At 32.7% G+C, this 19,342-nt stretch carries 16 protein-coding genes and 1 pseudogene; 16 read left to right on the forward strand and 1 reads right to left on the reverse strand.

The genetic code is table 11. From position 1 onward, the window contains the following. The first annotated feature begins 164 nt into the window (after positions 1-164). The 11 genes and pseudogenes from OL233_RS07565 (at position 165) to OL233_RS07615 (ending at position 10,387) form a co-directional block, all read left to right on the forward strand. Positions 165-2,936: a sigma 54-interacting transcriptional regulator gene (locus OL233_RS07565; protein WP_275471728.1), complete on the forward strand. Its 2,772-nt coding sequence runs from the start codon at positions 165-167 to the stop codon at positions 2,934-2,936. Between the two features lie 80 nt (positions 2,937-3,016). Then, positions 3,017-3,442, forward strand: a complete 426-nt coding sequence (locus tag OL233_RS07570; protein ID WP_275471729.1) for a PTS sugar transporter subunit IIA — start codon at positions 3,017-3,019, stop codon at positions 3,440-3,442. A 20-nt stretch (positions 3,443-3,462) separates the two neighbouring features. Continuing rightward, positions 3,463-3,933, forward strand: a complete 471-nt coding sequence (locus OL233_RS07575) for a PTS sugar transporter subunit IIB (RefSeq protein ID WP_275471730.1) — start codon at positions 3,463-3,465, stop codon at positions 3,931-3,933. 21 nt (positions 3,934-3,954) lie between these two features. Further along, positions 3,955-4,740, forward strand: a complete 786-nt coding sequence (locus tag OL233_RS07580; RefSeq protein WP_275471731.1) for a PTS mannose/fructose/sorbose/N-acetylgalactosamine transporter subunit IIC — start codon at positions 3,955-3,957, stop codon at positions 4,738-4,740. Continuing rightward, positions 4,724-5,545 carry a PTS system mannose/fructose/sorbose family transporter subunit IID gene (locus tag OL233_RS07585; protein ID WP_275471818.1) on the forward strand — a complete coding sequence of 274 codons (822 nt, stop codon included), beginning with the start codon at positions 4,724-4,726 and terminating at the stop codon, positions 5,543-5,545. The genes OL233_RS07580 and OL233_RS07585 overlap by 17 nt, the downstream gene beginning before the upstream one ends. An 11-nt stretch (positions 5,546-5,556) precedes the next feature. After that, positions 5,557-6,603 carry an SIS domain-containing protein gene (locus tag OL233_RS07590; RefSeq protein WP_275471732.1) on the forward strand — a complete coding sequence of 349 codons (1,047 nt, stop codon included), beginning with the start codon at positions 5,557-5,559 and terminating at the stop codon, positions 6,601-6,603. Positions 6,604-6,628: 25 nt separating this feature from the next. Continuing rightward, positions 6,629-7,633, forward strand: a complete 1,005-nt coding sequence (locus tag OL233_RS07595; protein WP_275471733.1) for an SIS domain-containing protein — start codon at positions 6,629-6,631, stop codon at positions 7,631-7,633. A 15-nt stretch (positions 7,634-7,648) separates the two neighbouring features. Then, positions 7,649-7,819: pseudogene (locus tag OL233_RS07600) on the forward strand (family 1 glycosylhydrolase); the annotation flags it as partial. Between the two features lie 139 nt (positions 7,820-7,958). After that, positions 7,959-8,894 carry a PHD finger domain-containing protein gene (locus OL233_RS07605; protein ID WP_275471734.1) on the forward strand — a complete coding sequence of 312 codons (936 nt, stop codon included), beginning with the start codon at positions 7,959-7,961 and terminating at the stop codon, positions 8,892-8,894. 173 nt (positions 8,895-9,067) lie between these two features. Beyond that, positions 9,068-9,886, forward strand: coding sequence for a hypothetical protein (locus OL233_RS07610; RefSeq protein WP_275471735.1), 819 nt, complete (start codon positions 9,068-9,070; stop codon positions 9,884-9,886). Between the two features lie 66 nt (positions 9,887-9,952). Then, entirely contained in the window at positions 9,953-10,387 is a 435-nt protein-coding gene (locus tag OL233_RS07615; protein ID WP_275471736.1) for a hypothetical protein, read from the forward strand. A gap of 70 nt (positions 10,388-10,457) precedes the next feature. Here the strand turns inward: OL233_RS07615 and dcm are convergent, their stop codons facing one another. Continuing rightward, positions 10,458-11,741 carry a DNA (cytosine-5-)-methyltransferase gene (gene dcm, locus OL233_RS07620; RefSeq protein ID WP_275471737.1) on the reverse strand — a complete coding sequence of 428 codons (1,284 nt, stop codon included), beginning with the start codon at positions 11,739-11,741 and terminating at the stop codon, positions 10,458-10,460. A 144-nt stretch (positions 11,742-11,885) separates the two neighbouring features. Here dcm and OL233_RS07625 point away from each other — a divergent pair, with 144 nt between their 5' ends. From OL233_RS07625 to OL233_RS07645, 5 genes are all read left to right on the forward strand, one after another. Next, entirely contained in the window at positions 11,886-13,274 is a 1,389-nt protein-coding gene (locus OL233_RS07625) for a Sau3AI family type II restriction endonuclease (RefSeq protein WP_275471738.1), read from the forward strand. Between the two features lie 217 nt (positions 13,275-13,491). Next, positions 13,492-14,685 carry a restriction endonuclease gene (locus OL233_RS07630; protein WP_275471739.1) on the forward strand — a complete coding sequence of 398 codons (1,194 nt, stop codon included), beginning with the start codon at positions 13,492-13,494 and terminating at the stop codon, positions 14,683-14,685. A gap of 78 nt (positions 14,686-14,763) precedes the next feature. Beyond that, complete coding sequence (locus tag OL233_RS07635) at positions 14,764-15,471, forward strand: PDDEXK family nuclease (protein WP_275471740.1); 708 nt, start codon at positions 14,764-14,766, stop codon at positions 15,469-15,471. Between the two features lie 12 nt (positions 15,472-15,483). Next, positions 15,484-16,755, forward strand: a complete 1,272-nt coding sequence (locus OL233_RS07640; protein WP_275471741.1) for an RNA polymerase subunit sigma-70 — start codon at positions 15,484-15,486, stop codon at positions 16,753-16,755. Positions 16,756-16,757: 2 nt separating this feature from the next. Next, positions 16,758-19,340 (forward strand): SNF2-related protein, encoded by a 2,583-nt coding sequence (locus tag OL233_RS07645; RefSeq protein ID WP_275471742.1) that lies wholly within the window; start codon positions 16,758-16,760, stop codon positions 19,338-19,340. The last annotated feature ends 2 nt before the right edge of the window (positions 19,341-19,342 follow it).

The raw sequence follows: 19,342 nt of genomic DNA on the forward strand, positions 1-19,342 counted from the left end.
TCGTTTCTTTTGTTTAAGAGTAACATATTTTGTAAAAGAATTTTCTTGAGTGTTAAATTTCTTAAATAGCAGTAGAAGCAGCTTAAAAAGTAAAATAGATGAACTAAAAAATTATTTATTGACATTTGAATTTGCTTTCGTATGATTAAGGGGAGGTGAGAACCGTGAAGGTAAAATTAGTAGAGTACTTGGAAAATCAAACGGCATTTTTAAATCTAGATAATTTAGATGAAGTATTTACAGCTCAAAAATTAGCAGAAGTATTTGAAGTTAAAAGAAATACGATAAGTCATTATTTAAATCAATTAAATGATGAGGGAGTATTAGTCAAAATTAACTCTCGTCCGGTATATTATTTTCATAAAGTAGCTTTTGAAAATCAGTTTTTTCTATTACAGCATGACTTTTATCAAACAGTTGAAGATTTAGAAAAAGAGAAGCCACTATTTGAAAAAAAACAGGATTTGTTTTCTTTACTTATAGGTCATGATAAAAGCTTGTCACGGAGTATTGAACAGATAAAAACTGCTTTAAACTATCCAGAAAATGGTTTGCCTGTCTTATTAACGGGAGAAAGTGGGACTGGAAAAAGCTTTTTAGTTAATTTAATTTATAAATATTGTATAGAAAATGGTCTAATTGAGGAAAAATCGTCAATCATAACGGTTAATTGTGCTCAATATGCTAATAACCCTGAGCTTTTGACGAGTAATTTATTTGGTCATATTAAAGGAGCTTTTACTGGGGCAGAAGAATCTCGTATTGGCGCTTTTGAAGCAGCTGATGGAGGTATTCTTTTCCTAGATGAGGTACATCGTTTGAATGCCGAAAGTCAAGAGAAGTTATTTACGTACCTTGATCAAGGTGTTATCTATAGGATGGGGGAGACGGATACCGGGATCCCAATAAAAACCCGCTTGTTTTTTGCAACAACAGAAGAGTTAGAAAGTACTTTTTTAACGACATTTATTCGTCGCATTCCGATTCAAATTGAGCTACCAAGCTTAGAATCACGTGGTCGAAATGAGCGCTTGGAACTTGTCTATTCTTTTTTGGTTAGTGAGCAGAGGAAAATTAGAAAAAAATTGCGAGTGTCAGGTCAAGTGTTAACATTATTCACCAACGGCAATTTTAATGGAAACATAGGGGAATTGAAAAATAATGTTAAAGTAGCGGTTGCTGAAGCATTTTCTCAACAACATGCTAAGGAAGAGATTTATGTTACGATTCATCACTTGGCAGATAAGTTATTAGTCAATAGAAGTTTATCTCTTCAGACGGTTAATCAAGAAGAAGTCGTTATTGATGAGATGACATCAGCCGAGCAAATAATTGAAAAAACAACACCAAAGCAGCAACGAATTATGACGGTATTTGAAAGGATTTTGACTGAATTTCAAGCAAACAAACAGAATTTATCGGTTTGTGAGGTTCAATTAAAGCAGGAAGTTGATAATTTGTTTGACTTATTATTGTTTGAAACGGATCGGCAACAAAAGCATGAAATGTTACTTTATTTAACGCAGTATATCCGGGATACATTTAAACAGATGGAGACCTCTTATCAAATTAAGTTTAATGGTAATAGTATATATGCTATTAGCTATTATCTTTTTCAAAGAGGTGCTATAAAATGGTACCCAGAAGATCCGGAAATTAATTCACTGGTTAGGGAGCTGGAGACTCAAATTGAGACGGCTCATCCGACTAGTTACAGCTATGTTAATCGGATATTGGAGTTGTGTCAGCCTAAGCTAGATTTAGATGTGACACCAATGGATAAGATTTTTTTAACACTTTATTTAAAAAAGGATGACTGGACAAAGGAATTAGGAATACCTAAAGCTATTATTGTGGCGCATGGATACGCAACTGCTAGCAGCATTGCTAATGTAAGTAATCGTTTTTTGGGCAAAGATATTTTTGAATCATTTGATATGCCTTTGGATGTAACCCCACAACAAATTGCGGAAGAAATTATAGAATATAGTGAAACAAATGATATATCTAATGGGTTAGTAATTTTAGTTGATATGGGCTCTTTAAAAGAAATTTACCAATATTTTCCTAAGCAAATCACTACTCCAATCGTAATAATGAATAATGTAACAACACCACTAGCGATTTCCGTGGGAGAAAACATTCAGAAGAAACAGGACTTAGAAACGATGATTGAAAAAGCAACGGAGAGAGCACCATTAGATTGGGAAATTATTTATCCAGAGAAAAATAAAACGAAAGGGATTATTACCACATGTTTGACTGGTATCGGAACAGCGACACATATTAGTCATTTATTAGAAAAAAGTTTACCAAGTTATAGAGATTTGAGAATATTACCGTATGAATACCAGCATTTACTTACTAAAAAAACGGAAGAAACAATCTTTTCAATGTATGATATCATTGGAATTGTTGGTACAGCAAATCCAGAAATTAAAGAGATTCCGTTCTTATCGCTTGAAGAGTTAATTGCCGGAGATGAAGCTCAACAGATTTCTAGTTGGTTGCATAATGTTTTATCATCAGAAGAAATTGCTATTTTTAATACAAATATTATCCGCAATTTTTCTTTGGAAAAAGTTATAGATTCCGTTACAATTTTAGATACGGAAAAGGTGATGAGTGAGATTGAGTTGTTTATGCGAGATCTTGAAATTGAAGCGCAAATAGTAATTGGTAATGCTCAGAAATTAGCGTTGTTCGTCCATGTTAGTTGCTTGATCGAACGATTAATTCGTAATATACCAATTGAAAATTATAGTGGCTATGAAGAATTAGCCCAGTGTCAAAAAAGTTATTTAGCAGCGATTAAAAAGACTTTTAGTGTCATTGAAGCGAACTATAGTGTCAAAATACCAGATTCTGAAATAGCTTACATCTATGATATTATATTTAGAAAGACTGATAAATTAATAAAAGATGATGAGTTTTAAAAAAGCAAGTTGCATCCCACTAAATGTGGCACGCAACTTGCTTTTTATATTGGTGTAAGAAAATGAAAAGAGGTGAAATGATGGAGCGACATATAATTTTAGCATCACATGGTAAATTGGCTTCCGGCATGTTAAATTCGTTTGAACTAATTTGTGGTGGTCACCAAACAGTTTCCACATTAGATTGCTATTTGACCGAAGAATTTGATCTGGATAAAGAAGTTAGAAGGATTATGAAAGAAAATGAGGACAAAGAATTAATTGTTATTACAGATTTATTTGGCGGCAGTGTCAACAATGAGTTTCTAACATATATGGGACGTACTGATTATTATTTAGTAGCAGGAATGAATTTACCTTTTTTAATTGAATTCATGACACAAGTAGCTTTTGTTAAATCAGAAGAAATCGAAACAACATTAAAAGCAATACTTAACAGTTCAAAAGAGACAATTCAGTACTGCAATGACGCTATTCAGAAAGATTTAATTGAAGAAGAATTTTAATTAACTTAGGAGGAATGACAATGATTTTATTAACCCGTGTTGACCACCGACTATTACATGGTCAAGTAGCTTTTTCTTGGACTCAAGGACTGGGAGCAGATTGTATTTTAATAGCCAATGATGATGTTCCAACTAACGATATTAGGAAAACAACAATCAAGCTAGCTAAGCCTCAAGGCGTTAAATTAGTCATTAAATCAATTGATGATGCAATTATCGCTCTACAAAGTGGTGTGACAGATAAATATAAATTATTTGTGGTTGTAGAGTCTATTGCTGATGCTTATAAATTAGCTACAGCATTTCCAGAAATGAAACATATTAATTTAGGTGGAATTAAGGCAAAAGATGGAAGCCGTAGTATCGGAAAAGCGGTCAATGTATTACCTGAGGAAGAGGAACTCTTAAAAAAATTAGTTGAGAGTGGAGTTGATGTTGAGATTCGTCAGGTACCAGGTGATAAAAAAGTTAATGTTCTAGATGTTTTATAAAAAAGGAAAGGTAGTGAGAAGATGGTTATACAAGCAATTCTACTAGGGATAGTTGCTTTTATTGCTCAATCAGAGTATGCATTGGGGACGTCATTATTATCACGTCCGATTGTAACTGGGCTTTTTGTGGGGTTAGTTCTAGGTGACATTAAAACAGGTATTATTATGGGAGCTACATTGGAATTGGCTTTTATAGGGTCATTTTCAGTAGGAGCTTCAATTCCACCAGATGTAGTTACAGGAGGAGTTTTAGGGACGGCATTTGCGATAACTGCTGGAGCTGGAACTGAAACAGCACTTTTGTTAGGTTTACCAATTGCGACATTGACACTTATTTTGAAAAATATCTATTTGGGTCTAGCTGTTCCCATTATGAACCATAAATCAGATGAGTATGCGAAAAAGGGTGATTACAAAGGAGTCGAGCGTATGCATTTAACAGCTGGTTTTGGTTTATCGTTGATGTTGGGTTTGATTGTGACATTCTCGTTTATGCTTGGTAGTAAAACTGTAGGAAATATTTTAGGTATGATTCCTGAATTTATTCAACATGGTTTGGCAGTTGCAACAGGATTAATTCCAGCGCTTGGGTTTGCTATGCTTGCTCGTTTATTAATCAATAAAGAAGTTGTACCTTATTTCTTTTTAGGTTTTGTTCTGGCATCGTACTTAAATATACCCGTGACTGGTATTGCGATTTTTGGTGCTATTCTAGCAGTTATCGTTGTAAATATTATGAATGTACGTGGCGCTAAAGGTGTTCAGACTAATGTTGGGGAGGTACTTGATGATGACGAAGACTTCTAAAGAAGAGGTAACTATTACAAAAAAAGATTTAAATAAAGTATTTTGGCGTTCACTTCAAATGGAATTTTCGTGGAACTACGAGCGTCAAATGAATATGGCTTATGCGTATGCTATGATTCCTATTCTTAAGAAACTTTATAAATCGAAAGAACAAATGGCTGATGCTTTAAAACGGCACTTGGAATTTTTTAATACCACACCGCATATTGTGACCTTGATTTTAGGGATTAATGCAGCGATGGAAGAAGAAAATGCTAACGATGAAACGTTTGATACAGCAGCAATAGATAATATTAAAACGTCACTAATGGGACCATTAGCTGGTTTAGGAGACTCATTTTTTTGGGGAACGTTGCGATTAATTGCGACAGGGGTTGGGACCTCGCTAGCAATGCAAGGAAATATTTTAGGACCAATTTTATTCTTATTAATCTTTAATATCCCTCACCTACTGTTTCGTTATTTTGCTACAGGCTGGGGCTATAAGCTTGGGACAGGATTTTTGAAAAAAGTTCAAGAAAATGGCATGATGGCCAGCGTAACTTTAGGTGCTTCAATTATTGGGTTAATGGTTGTAGGAGGGATGACAGCTTCCATGATTGAAATTAACCTACCTATGAAGATTGGAACCGGAGAAAATGCCGTGACTTTGCAAAGTATTTTTGATGATATTGTACCTAATATTTTAAGTTTAGGAGTTTTTGGAGCGGTCTTCTATTTATTAAAGAAAGAAGTCAATGCATTAACTATTTTACTTGGCTTGGCTGTAGTTGGTATTTTAGGATCACTGATAGGTCTATTTTAGGAGGTTAATTAATGGCTACAATGTTAGATTATATCAATGAAGAAGAAGCAATATTAAAACAAATCATGATGAAGTATCAACCCGTTGCAGAACCAGATTTGGAACAGTTGACAACACTTTTAATTTTGGCAACAGGATCTTCTTATAATGCCTGTTTAGCTGCTAAGGCGACAATGGAGAAAATTGCAAACATTAGCATTACAATTGAAGAACCGTATAATTTTAATCATTATGGGACTATTCCTAATTCGGTAGATGCAGTTCTTGCAGTATCTCAAAGTGGTAAAAGCGCCTCAACTATTGATGCGATGGCACATATTAAAGAAAAAGGAAAGCTCACTATCGCTCTAACAGGTAATTCGGAGAGTCCTTTGTCGGACATGGTCGATTATTTAGTTGATATCGACATGGGAATTGAAACAGTCGGATTTGTGACAAAAGGCTACTCTGCAACTGTCTTGCAATTGATTTTATTGAGTTTAACAATTGGACATAGTAAGGGGATTGTAGCAGAAAAAATTGATTTTTATCAAAGAGAGTTAGATAAAGTGATTGATAAAATTCCAGAAATTATTGAACAGAGCAACCATTTTTTTGAACGATATGAAGAACTTTTTAAAGTATCTAGCCGGTATATTGCAATAGGATATGGTCCGAATTGGGGAACGGCTAAAGAGTTTGAAACTAAATTTACGGAAACTGTTCGGCAACCTTCTCAAGGATTTGAATTAGAAGCTTATATGCATGGGCCTTATTTAGAGGCCAATAATGAACATATATTATTTTTTATTGAAACTCCAAGTGTTAATTTAGCTCGTTCCAAGAAATTGCGTGACTACATGAAACCTTATGTGGGGAAAGTACTGACAATTACGACTGAAAAAAGTGTAGATGAAGGAACTTTAGGTTTGGATATTAATTGTGATGAATTTGTTTCTCAGTTAGCCTTAGTTATACCTTTTCAATTATTGGCATATAAGATTGCTACAACTAAAGGGATTGATTTAAATCAACGAATATTTGATGATTTTGATCGTATATTACAAAGTAAAATTTAAAAAATAAAAATAGAGGAGAGATCACATGTTAAAATTTAACGAAGCACAACAAATTAAAGATATCGAGGGAGCACTAGCTCTAAGACCACAAGTAGAAAAAATAATCGATGAGGTGTGGGAAAAAGGGTTTGATAATATTTTTTATCTAGGAATTGGTGGAACTTATGCGTCTGCTTTACAGGCAGAAACATATATTAAAGGTAAAAGTAATTTGCCTGTTAGTGTTCAACATGCTGCAGAGTACTATACAACAGGAAATCAACGCTTAACTAAAGAATCATTGGTCATTTTATCATCAGTGACTGGTACTACACAAGAAGTAGTAGAAGCTTTAAAAGGGATAAAAAAAGTTGGTGCTACATTAGTTGGTTTTATCGACAAAGCAGATAGCCCTTTAGCTGAGCAATGTGATTATGTGATTAGTTATCCTAATCCAGGAACAGAACAAATAAAATTCTTCATGACTGCTGATCGATTAATGCATAAGAATGGTGAGTTTACAGATTATGATACATACTATGCAGAATTAGAAGCACATTTACCAAAAGGTCTTGTTGAAGCTGAAAAGCAAGCTGACGCTTTTGGATTAGAGTTTGCTGAAAAACATCGTCATGATCCAATGCACTACTTTATTGCGGCGGGAAATCAATGGGGAGCTTGTTATTCGTATGCCATGTGCTATTGGGAAGAGCAAAGTTGGTTGCCATCTAAGTCAATCACAGCACCAGAATTTCTGCATGGGACTTTAGAAATTGTTGAAGAAACAACAGCGGTCACTTTATTCTTAGGAGAAGATGAACAACGTCCATTAGCTGAACGAGTAAAAAATCTATTACCACGAATTTGCGCGAACTATACGTTAATCGATACGAAAGATTATGCTGTACCGGGGATTAGTGAAAAATACCGTGGACGTATTCTGTCATTCTTATTAATGCATGCTGTCACTCAAAGAATTGATGCACATGTTGAACAACTGAATTGTCATCCGTTAGATATTAGACGCTATTACCGTCAATTTGATTATTAGGTCTATTAAAGTACCATTGATCCAATCGGCCTACGTATTTCATTAATGAAATTATACGACCGTTATGAAATCCCATTGTTTGTCTGTGAAAATGGCTTAGGTGCCAAAGATACAATGACAGAGGATGGTAAAATCCACAACGAGTACCGTATTGATTATTTAAGAAAACATGTTGTCCAAATGGTGAGGAAATTTAAAATAATGCGAAACACCACTAAGCGAAAGTTTAGTGGTGTTTTTTTTGTATGGAATGATCTGTTTTAGAGAGACATTTTCTTATTTGTAAAAAAATAATAGGTATAATTAATACTAGAGAGGTGTGTTCATGTCTAACCGAAAGAAAGAAAAATTACCAAAAGTTAAAGTAGAACAAATAGAATACAAAAAAGTCTGTCCTATATGCGAGCGAAAGTCTAAAGCTAAAACAAGATGTTGTATGACCTGTAATAAAAAAATTAAGTGGTTAAATGACACCTACGATCAAACTGAGAGTATCGTGAATAGGAAGAATAAGCGTTCAGGAAAGTTAAGTATTGTTAAGTTTCTTCATAGAATGGAACAAAAGAAAATGACGGGTGAAGAGTTGTTTTCTTATATTAATGAGATTCCTGAGGTTAGATTTAATGAAATAGCTAGACCATTGAAACATGAAAGAGCCTATGCTATGAAAGATGCTGGAAGAAATCGAGAGTACAAACGAAAGCAATTGAAAGAGAATCCCTATTTTAGTAAGGGCGATTACAACATACCTGACTATATAAAAGTTATTTTTTCTAAGCGAGCTGATTGTGAGTTGTTGGCTGTAAGTGGGAACTACAATGATTTAACAATTCACTATAAGTGTTTAAGGTGTAATGAAGAACATTTGGCATTAGAGAGTAATCTAACTGCAGGGCACAATTGTACAAGCACGATGTCTAGTTACGAGTATCTTGTAACTCAATTTTTAAAAGAACGTGGGTATCATTTTGTTTCTCAGCATAAAACCTTAAGGTGCATAAATCCAACAACCAACATGCCGTTACCTTATGACTTCCAGCTCATCAATGAAAAGTTAATTATTGAAGTACAGGGTGAACAACATTATAAATTCGTTGAGATATTTCATCGTAATGAAGAAGGTTTTGAGTACCAGAGATGGAAAGACGAGTATAAGAAAAACTGTGCACTTAATCGTGGATTTGGTTACCTAGAAATACGGTATGATGAATTTGAGAATAACAAGTATAAAGATATGATTTTAGAGAAATTAACCAGTTAAATAGGGGCTAAAAAAGGAGAGGTCATGATAAAAGTGACCTCTTTTTTTATGTATAAACTATCAGAGTTGTTCAAAAATAACACTTTATATATATAGTGATAATCAGGTTTGGTATAATTAATTGAAAGAAACATTTTTTTAGCATTGAGCTAGGAATGGAGAGAAAATAACATATGAAAAAAATAATGTTGGGTGTTTGTTGTTTAAGTGTGATAGCAATAGTAGGTGGATGTAAACAAGAAAATCAGAATGTCACTCATTCTGAAGGGGAAGTAACTGAGGTGTCAAAAAATAGTGAGGGTTCTATGACCGAAACAACGGTATCGCAAAAAAAAGAGTTGAGTTTGACCACTGAAGAAATGGAAAAGTGGGTAAGAGAAGTGTTAGTTTTCAGTGATAGATGGAATGATGATTATGTTATATCAACTGCTATTAATCAAACCGATGATATGCTTTATTCTCAAGTAGGGAAACCACAAACAGGCAGTGACTATGTTTTTAGAATTAACTCAGTAGGGGAGCTAGAAGCTAAAATCGGTAACATGAATTATGACTTTAAAACAGTCTCTACCACGTATTTAGTAATGGATGTATCGAAAGAAGAGTTGATTAAGGTATTTGGAGAAGAAATCGAGCCGCCAACTATTGCTGAGGATAAAATAAATTCATTTGATGAGGCGGTCGCTTATGTTTTAGATAATGAGGCGTTATGGAATCAGTCTGATTATAAGGTTCAAGGTCACCGAGAGGATGAAATGGCAACTAAGTTACATAGTAATGAGATTGGTGAGAATTACAGTGTCTCTATTCTGATTGATAAACCAATTTATCCGCAGTTAGAAAAAGGCTCGTTATCGTTTGTTGTTTATAAGGATGGTAGAATTGACCAGCAAATAAGACCAACAGGTGTTGATTTTGCAGTATTACTAGATCCTAGTGGTGGTAAAGAGAAGACGATGGTGAATTACTCGGAGATTGAAAGGTATGATTAAAATGGTGGGTTACAAAACAGTAAAAATTTAATGTATATAATATTATTTAATTAGAAGGAGAATAATGTGTTAAATAAATTAAGTAAATACCCTTTTGAAGATATGGGAAAAAAATTCAGAGAACACCGTAATTATAATAAAATAGCAGCCCATTTATCCGACTATGGATATATGTGTTCTTGGTTACCTGTTGATAGTGAAGGTGCTGACTTCATTGCAGTTCATTGTAAAAACAATGATGTTTTGAAAATACAACTCAAAGGTCGTATTACGATTGATCCAAAGTATAAAGAAAAAAATATTTATATGGCTTTTCCATTAAGTGATAAAGATTCTTCGAAAAATTGGGTAATCGTTCCTCATGATAAGTTAGTTCCTTTGTTTACTGAAGTGAAGCGATGGGAAAGTGGAAAAGGCAGGTCTAATGGGAAGGTTCCAGATAAAATAGTTAATAAGGTTATAGATTTGTCTATTGTTGAACCATTTGATTTTGTAAATTAACATTAGTTATTACCAATAAAAAAGAGCATCCTCAATTTTTGAGGATGCTCTTTTTATAGTAGTTATAGAATTAATACTTTGTATCAATAATTTTTAATTCATCGCCTATCCGTTTAACGATACCTGTTACAAGGGCATTGCCCATAAAGAACATGCGCATACGGTAGCTTACTTCAACTTTGTCACCATTTGCTGTAAGTTTGTATCTTGTCCAGTCATCGGGGAAATCTTGTAATCGTTCTGCTTCAATAGGTGTTATTAGGCGATAGTTGTCATCAATTTTTAAAAGGTGGGTTGACCGATTAAGTGAGCCTTCAGAAGTTAGCATTGTTCTACCAGGTAAGTCTAATGAATCATAAGGACTCATTCCACCTTCTGAGAAAGTATACTCATGGCCATCTGCCGACGTACGTTTAATCTTTTTAGGACCTCTTAAATACTTGAATTTTTCTAAACGTTCATCTGTAATATATAAGTTTTCAGGAACATCAGATTCAGGAACGATAATGTCTCTTAAGGTAAGAGGTTTTTCATTCCCTGCTGGTTCAGTATCTATAGAGTAATATTTGCCATGTCTCATAATACCTGTGTTCCATATTTGACCAGTAAAGTTATCTGATATATCTACAAGGTCTGAAGGTAACTCGCTAGAAGCGGTTCTGTTTTTGTAGGGGCTATCTTTGATTGGGAATTGTCTAGCAAAAAGTCCGCTATTAAAGATATAGTCCTCATAAGTTGAAGTATCATCTTCTATAAGCGTTGTTGAACTTTTTTGTTTATCCCAGTGTTTAGCCCAACCAGTATCATTTCTGTAAACGAAAAAGAAAACACGGCGACGTCTTTGGGCACGTCCGTAATCGGCGGCATTGATAACGCGCCATTCAACAGAGTAGCCTAATTCATTAAAGGCAGCTAACATAATAGCAAAATCACGGCCACGTTGTTTTGAGGGGGATTTCAGTAAACGATCGACATTTTCTAGAATAAGGTATTTAGGTTTAATCTGCTCAGTAGCTCGAATAATTTCCCAAAAAAGAACCCCTTTTTTCCCTTCAATCCCAAGTTCATGTTTTTTACTACGTGCAACAGAGTAGTCTTGGCATGGGAATCCGCCAACAATCATGTCGACACCGTTATCTTTCATCTCATTAAATTTTTCATTTTTAATAGTTGAAACGTCATCGGGGATATGTTCCATATTAGGAAGACGATAGCACCCTACTTCATAAGCATCTTGTGATTTTCGTGAAGGTTCGTATTGATTTGAGTAAATAGTTTGATAGAAAGAGGAATCTGAGTTGTTTAAACCAATAATAAATCCTCCGACACCATCAAACATAGAAAAAATTTTCATAGTTATTCTCCTAACTAAAATAAGAACATAGTTTCGATTTGCATTGTTTATTATAACGTAAATTGGTGGAATGATCAAGAGGGAAATTCTAATAGTATAATTAAAGCAGTTTCGTTATAATTAAAGTGAAAAGAGGCGATAATAGTGAGTGTCTATAATTATTCAAAAGAGTGGTCTGTAGAAGATATTTTAAAAATATCTCAAGAATTAGAGGGACAGTATTTAGGTGATTTAGATAAAAGTGGTTGGCTTAAAAATGGAGGAAACAAAGGTCGAGTTGGAAATATGATTCAAGAAGATTACTTTGGTATTCCTGCAAACTCAGATCGAGCAGCTGATTTTAACCACCACGGTATCGAACTAAAAGTAACCCCCGTTAAGGAAGTCAGAGGGAGTCTGTACTCTGCTAAAGAACGATTGGTTTTAGGGATGATTAATTATATGAAGGATCATGAAGTAACGTTTGAAGAAAGTCTTCCAAATAAAAAAACAAAAAGCATGTTGTTAATTTTTTACCTACACAAAGAAAATACGCCAGTAAATGATTTTCCTGTTTTAAAATCTGTATTATTTAATTTACCAGAGGAAGATCGACCAGTAGTTGAAGGAGATTATAATCAAATAATTTCAATGATTAAAGCAGGTAAAGCAGACGTGATTTCAGAAAGAGATCAAGAGTATTTAGGTGCTTGTACAAAAGGTCAAGGAAGAGGTAAGGATTTAGTTAAGCAACCTTTTTCAGATAAAGATGCCAAATCTAGAGCCTACTCTTACAAAACAGGCTATATGACTTCATATTTTAGAAGGTTAATGTCACCAGAAGATATAACACATATAGGTGTTAGTAAGAAAGTAACCTTTGAGGATACCGTTAGAGAAACATTAGATAAGTACATAGGAAAAGAAGATGTCGTTATTACAAAAGAAACAGGATGTAAAACATCGAAGAAATCAAAAAGCTATCATTTTGACGTCATGAGTTCGATGTTTAAAACCAAAGGAAAGAATGTCAATCAGACAGAAGAATTTATTAAAGAAGGCTATGCTATCAAGACGGTTAGAAATAGGTTTTATAAAAATAAAAATCAAGATATGTCCTTCCCTAATCTTGATTTTACTGAACTTTCATATGATGAATTTGAAGAGTCAAGCTGGTATTCAATGTTAGCGGAAACAACGTATGTATTAGCTATTTGGGATGAGTATGAAGAAGGGAAGTATAGATTTGTTAATTATAAAATTTGGAGACCTAATCAGGATTTGATTGAACAAGCAGAGAAGTTATTTAATCAGATTCAAGAGATGTTACAAAAGGACGAGGTAGAAGTTTATAATGAAGGGAAGACTCGTCATCAAACATGGTCAGATAGTCTACCTAAGAAAAAAGATATTGTACCTTTCCAAATCAGACCTAAAGGCAGTGGCGAAAGTGTTATTGTTAAGATGCCGATGACTGGTAAGGAGATTAAGAAGAAAGCTTTATTTATTAATCGAGATTATATTTATAATATAGTGACAAAGAGTGAAGATTAACTAAATGTACTTCAAATTCAGATGCACTAATCACGTGGTTAACTCTTTATTTTAAATCGATATTTAGCACTGACCATAGTATATATGTGTCGGTGTTTTTTAGTATTTAGTGGATTATCAAGTGGAAAGTGTTATTTTTATAACTATAATCAACCTATATAACGTATACTTGTGGTGATGGGAATCGTTATTTTATTTGAGAATAGGAGAGTTTAGTATGGAAATAATACCGTTCGAAATGATGCCAGATTCAGATTTAATTATTGATGCTGTATATGAAGGTGGAAATAGAGGAAATGCCGGAGATGACCCTCTTTCTAAATTAATGAAAGTAGGAAATAGTGGTGGTTTTAGAGCAGCTCGTGATAGTGAGAAAAATATTGCTTATATTAATATTTATACTTCGGGAGAAGATGTAAATTGGCCAGATTATATTAATAAAGAACTTGGAGTAGTTAGGTATTATGGCGATAATAAAAAAGCGGGGAACTCATTGCGCCAAACAAAAGCGAATGGTAATAAATATCTAGAAAGACTCTTTGATTGCTCTGATGAATTTGATTGGAAAAATATGCCAGTTTTTGCATTTAAGAAATATCCAACAAGAAAAAGTAATAGGAGCATACAATTTGTTGGTCTTTTAGTTCCAAATGTTGTAGGGGTAAGACAAGATGAGTTATTAAAAGCAATTTGGAGAACAGACAATGAAGGTAATAGATTTCAGAATTATGAGGCTAATTTTTCTATCCTAGATACGGGAATGAATCCAATCAAAAGAGAGTGGATAGATGCTCTTTTGACAGGTGCAAGCAATCAAGATGAGTTCGCACCACCTGTATGGCTAGAGTATAAAAAAATGCAAGAGCTAAAGAATCCAATGGTTTTACAAGCAGAAAGAACGAAAAATATTCGAACTAAGTCAGAACAGCTTCCCAAAGAGGACAGTTTAAATTATAAAATGTTAAAGATGATAAAAGAAAAATTTAAAGATAATCCCATAGGCTTTGAAGAGGTAGCGATAGATATTGTTAAGCAGTTGGATAGTCGCTTCTATTTAGAAGCTACAAGAGGAGTTAGAGATGGGGGGATAGATGGTGTAGGACATTTTCAAATAGGGACAGCTAATAGTAAGGTAAGTATCCCTTGTTATTTGGAAGCGAAATGTTTTGATTTGAATAATGGTGTGGGCGTTAAACAGACATCAAGATTAATTTCAAGATTAAAGAAAAATGATTTTGGTGTTTTTGTTACAACAAGTTATATTCATTCTCAAAGCTACAGTGAAATAATTGAGGATGGTCATAAGGTCTTGATATTAAGTGGAATTGACATCATAGAAATCTTAAAAAAATCAGGTATAAATAACATTGAAAATATGGAGGAGTATTTAAGTGGGTTTGGGGATTCTTAAATATGATGTGTAAAATGATTAATGATACGGATAGAGTATCTAGGAGATTTAAAAAACTTATTTGAGGAGAGAAAGTTTATGGAAAATATGGTTTTGTTAGATGAAGCTCAGAAAGAAATTAATGGAAAATTAAGTGAATATAAAGGGAGAAAAGTATCAGAACTAAAAATAGAGTTAGGTATGCCAAGCAAAGATAATAAGGCTTCATTTGTACGATTAGCTAGAAAAATGTTAGGACTTACTAATAATCAATTTACATTATGCGATAATAGAGTTAATGCTGTTTTAAAAACAGTAAGATTGACTGGAATGGAAGAGCCAGCCGAAGCAATGTCCTTTATGCCTGTCGATTTCAATCACTGGTCAACAGTAAACAACTGGCAAGAAAGTTCTTTATATCAATATTTTAATGAAAGATTTTTAGTTTTTTTCATTTTCCAACAATATCCATCCGGAAAAAGAGTAAAGGATGATGAGATAACTTTTTTAGATGTTAGAATATGGAAAATGCCAGAATATGATTTGAATCATGGGTTAAAAGAGGTTTGGCAAAGAGTGCATTCTTTAATTAATGAGAATGAGTTGGAAATTGTAAAATGTACACAAAAAAATGGTGTTATTGTTAATAAAAATAATTTACCTAAAAGTACTTTTAACTATTTAGGTCATTTAAGACCTGGAGCAAAAAATGGTGAAGATAAAACTATGCTACCTACGGGACAAAGTATTGTTAAACAACGTTTCTGGTTCAATCAAGATTATGTAAAAGAAATTATAGGATTATAGAGGAGAATTTTTATGTTAAAAAAAGTTGATTTATTTGAGTTATATAGAAAAGGTATTATAAAAGAAGGCGGACACAGTATAAATGTGCCAATAAAAAAGGCGAATGGTGATAAATATGATGGTAAAACATATTCAATTCCACTAGAGTACTTATATTACAACAATCAAAATGGTCGGATTGGTGTGGCGTTATCTGAATATGAAAATGCTAAAGGAACATTAATACCAGAACATAGTGAGGAATATAATAAAATAATCCAAAAAATATTAACAGATAGCGATCAAAAAACAAAGAAAGATATGAATAAATTAAAAAGAGATATTTCGATAAAAAGACAGGAAGAACCGGGGTATGTCTTAAGTGATGGGCGAGTTATTGATGGAAATAGAAGATTTACAGCTTTACGGTTATTAGAACAGGATGATTCAATATTAGAGCAACAATATTTTGAGGCGGTAATACTGGATGATTTATCAGTTCAAAATCATGATGATCAAAAGAAGATTAAATCATTAGAATTACAAATACAGTTTGGTAAGTTAGATAAAGTTGATTATAATCCTATAGATAGAGCAATGGATGCTTTTAAAACAGTGAAAAAAAATAATATTATGAGTGCAAAAGAATATGCTGAATATGCAGGGATAAAGGCAGTAGATGTTAATAAGAGGATTTTAGAAGCAGAGTTGATTGTTGAATTTTTAAATTTTGTGAATGTTGATGAAGATAATTTTTCTTTGGCAAAAGAATTAGATTTGGATGGACCAATTCAAGAAATGCTCCCGCTGTATAGAAAAAATAAAAACTCTGAGAATCTACCACAAATTTTAAATACTTTATTTTCAAAAATTATTCAAATGCGCTCATCGAATGAAGATTTTAAATCAGAATTCAGACAGGTTGTAAAAGATGTTATTGGAACAGATACTGAACAAAAATTTATTGAAGAGATGGAAGAGGCCACAGACACTATAGTAGACGTGTTAGATAGACCGAAACCTATAAAAAATAATGTAGAATTATTTACCATATTAGATGGAGATAAAAGTACGGTTCAAGCTTTGTCTGAAGTGAAGGTAATATCATCTAAATACTCCGAAAAAGCCAAAAATTTAAAAGAGAAAAATATCCCACTTACTTTAATTGAAAAAGCACATAGTAATATTGAGGCCATAAATAAACAGCATTTAATAAATTTAGAGAAAAAAGAGATGGATAGACTAAAAAGTCGATTACTTTCATTGAAAGATTATATTGATGAAATTCTATTAGAGGAATTTTAAATATGTTAAAAAAAGTTCAAAAAACACTTAAGTCAAGCTACAATTCAATGTCAAGTGATATAACTGAAGAATTTTATATTCCTGTTTTAAGTGAGTCTATTTCTTATAGGCGGGTTAGTGGTTATTTTTCATGTAAGGCATTGGCAATTTATGCAGAGGGTTTGGATAGAATTTTTGAAAATAGAGGATATGTGCAATTTATAATTTCTCAAAATATTTCAGAGAGAGACTTTGATGAAATAAAGCGTGGATATAATGAGCGTTCTAAATCAGAAGTTTTGACAGAGGAGGATAAAAAGAGGTTAGGAAATTTAGCATATATGATTTCCAAGGGATGGGTAGATGTAAAGTTTGGATTTGTTGAAAATGGTTTATTCCACACAAAATGGGGCTTGTTTGAAGATGATGAAGGTGACGTAATATATATAAACGGTTCTATGAATGAGACTGCGAATGCAATAGAAAATAATTTTGATTCATTTGATGTTGATTTTTCTTGGGATACTAGTTCAAATGTTAGAGATAGAATAAAAAGTAAGAGAAATGAATTTCAAACACTATGGAATAACGAGTATCCTGGTGTAACTGTTGTAGAGGCCTCAAAGATAGTTTATCCTCTAATTCAAGAGTTTGATTGCGGAAAAATCCAGAAGATAGTTAGTTCAGAAAAAAATGAAGTATTATTTGATATGGATGAGAATTATTTTTATTTTACAGATGAAACTATTGATGAAATTATTAAAAAAAAATCCTTTAAAACAAAATTTATTTATTATATTGATGAACAAAAAGGTTATCCATATTTTCGAAGAAAACTAACATACAAAGAAATAGAAAAAATTATTGAATTGGCAGTAAAACAGGCAAATAAGCACGAATTTAATTTTCATATTTCAGATAAAGTACATGAATTTATACGGCAAGAAAGATATACTATTGAAGAGTACAGAAAATCTGGATTGACATTAAAAAATAAAGACAGACGTTGGGATGATGAATTTTATAAATTTAGGGAAGTTGTGGAAAATGAAATAACAAGACCTTTAAAAGAATTACAGCTACAATCAGCTATGTACATGTTTACACAAAAAAGAGCGGCTAATTTCTCAGTCCCAGGAGCTGGAAAAACAGCGATGATTCTTGGTGTTTTTGCGTATTTAAATAGTTTGATAGTAGGACAACCAATCAATAGAATTTTAGTAGTTTGCCCGCTTAATGCTTTCATGTCTTGGAAAGAAGAATTTGCTACAGTATTTGGAGATAAAAAAGATTTAAAATCATTGAGTGTGCATGATGACTTTATAAAAGGTGATAGATTTAAATTTGAGTTGCAATGGGGTTCAGCAAACTTAGTTTTAATCAATTATGAATCATTACCCAAATTTCAAGATACTATTCTTAAATGTTTAGAAGGAACTAAAGATACAATGTTAGTCTATGACGAAGTGCATCGAGTAAAGGGGGTAGAGTCTAAAAGAGCTCTAACGGCGATAGAGATTGCTGACAAAGCAGATTACAGATTTGTTTTAACAGGTACTCCAATTCCAAATAGTTACCTTGATATATACAATTTTTTAAATATATTATTTAAGAAGGAATATAAGTCTTATTTTGGATTTGAGCAGAGTATGCTAAAAAATCCAAATGGAAACCAAGTGTCTCAAATTAATAAAAAGCTAAGTCCTTATTTTTGGAGAACTAATAAAGAAAATTTAGGAGTACCACCAGCTGATGAGGATAATATTTATGGAGTCAAACCGTCATCAGAACAATTGAGATTAGCTGAAATGATATATAATACTACTAAATATCCTTTAGCAGTATTAATAAGGATGATTCAACTTTCGACAAATCCGGAACTTATGAATAAAGCGATTAACTATAAAGATTTAGGTCTTAATGAAGAGGATTTAGATTCTGAAGATAATCAAATAAATAGTGATATAAAAAAAGAATTAGAAGAAAGTATTAAAGATACTTTGATAGATGATGTTAAAGAGTGGGATTTATCAAAAGTAGTTTCACCGAAATTTGATATGGGAATTCAATTAGTAATAGAGATTGTAAAAAAATATAAAAAGGTTGTTGTTTGGGGACTTTTTGTTGATACGTTAAATAAAATAACAGATACTTTAGTTGATCATGGTATTGCCGCAAAAGTTATTTATGGAGGTACGGATAGAGAAGAACGAGATAGGATAATAAATATATTTAAAAAAGATACAGATGAGATACAAGTATTAGTTTCTAACCCTAATACGTTAGGAGAATCTGTTTCTTTACACACAATTGCTCATGATGCTGTTTATTTTGAATATAATTTTAATTTAACATTCATGTTGCAATCTAGGGATAGAATACATCGTTTAGGATTATCAGAAAATCAAAGTACTAGATATTATTATTTAATGACTGATAGTAATCAGAGTTATTTCAACTTTATCGATAGAAAAATATATGATAGATTATTAGAAAAAGAGGTAAGAATGAAATCTGCGATAGACAGTGACATACTCATACCAGAATTTATGGATGATGAAATTGAGAAGATGAAACAAATTATCGAATCAGAGAGACCTTTTTAAAT

This window comes from Vagococcus proximus, assembly GCF_029143285.1.
Lineage (GTDB): Bacteria > Bacillota > Bacilli > Lactobacillales > Vagococcaceae > Vagococcus_D > Vagococcus_D proximus.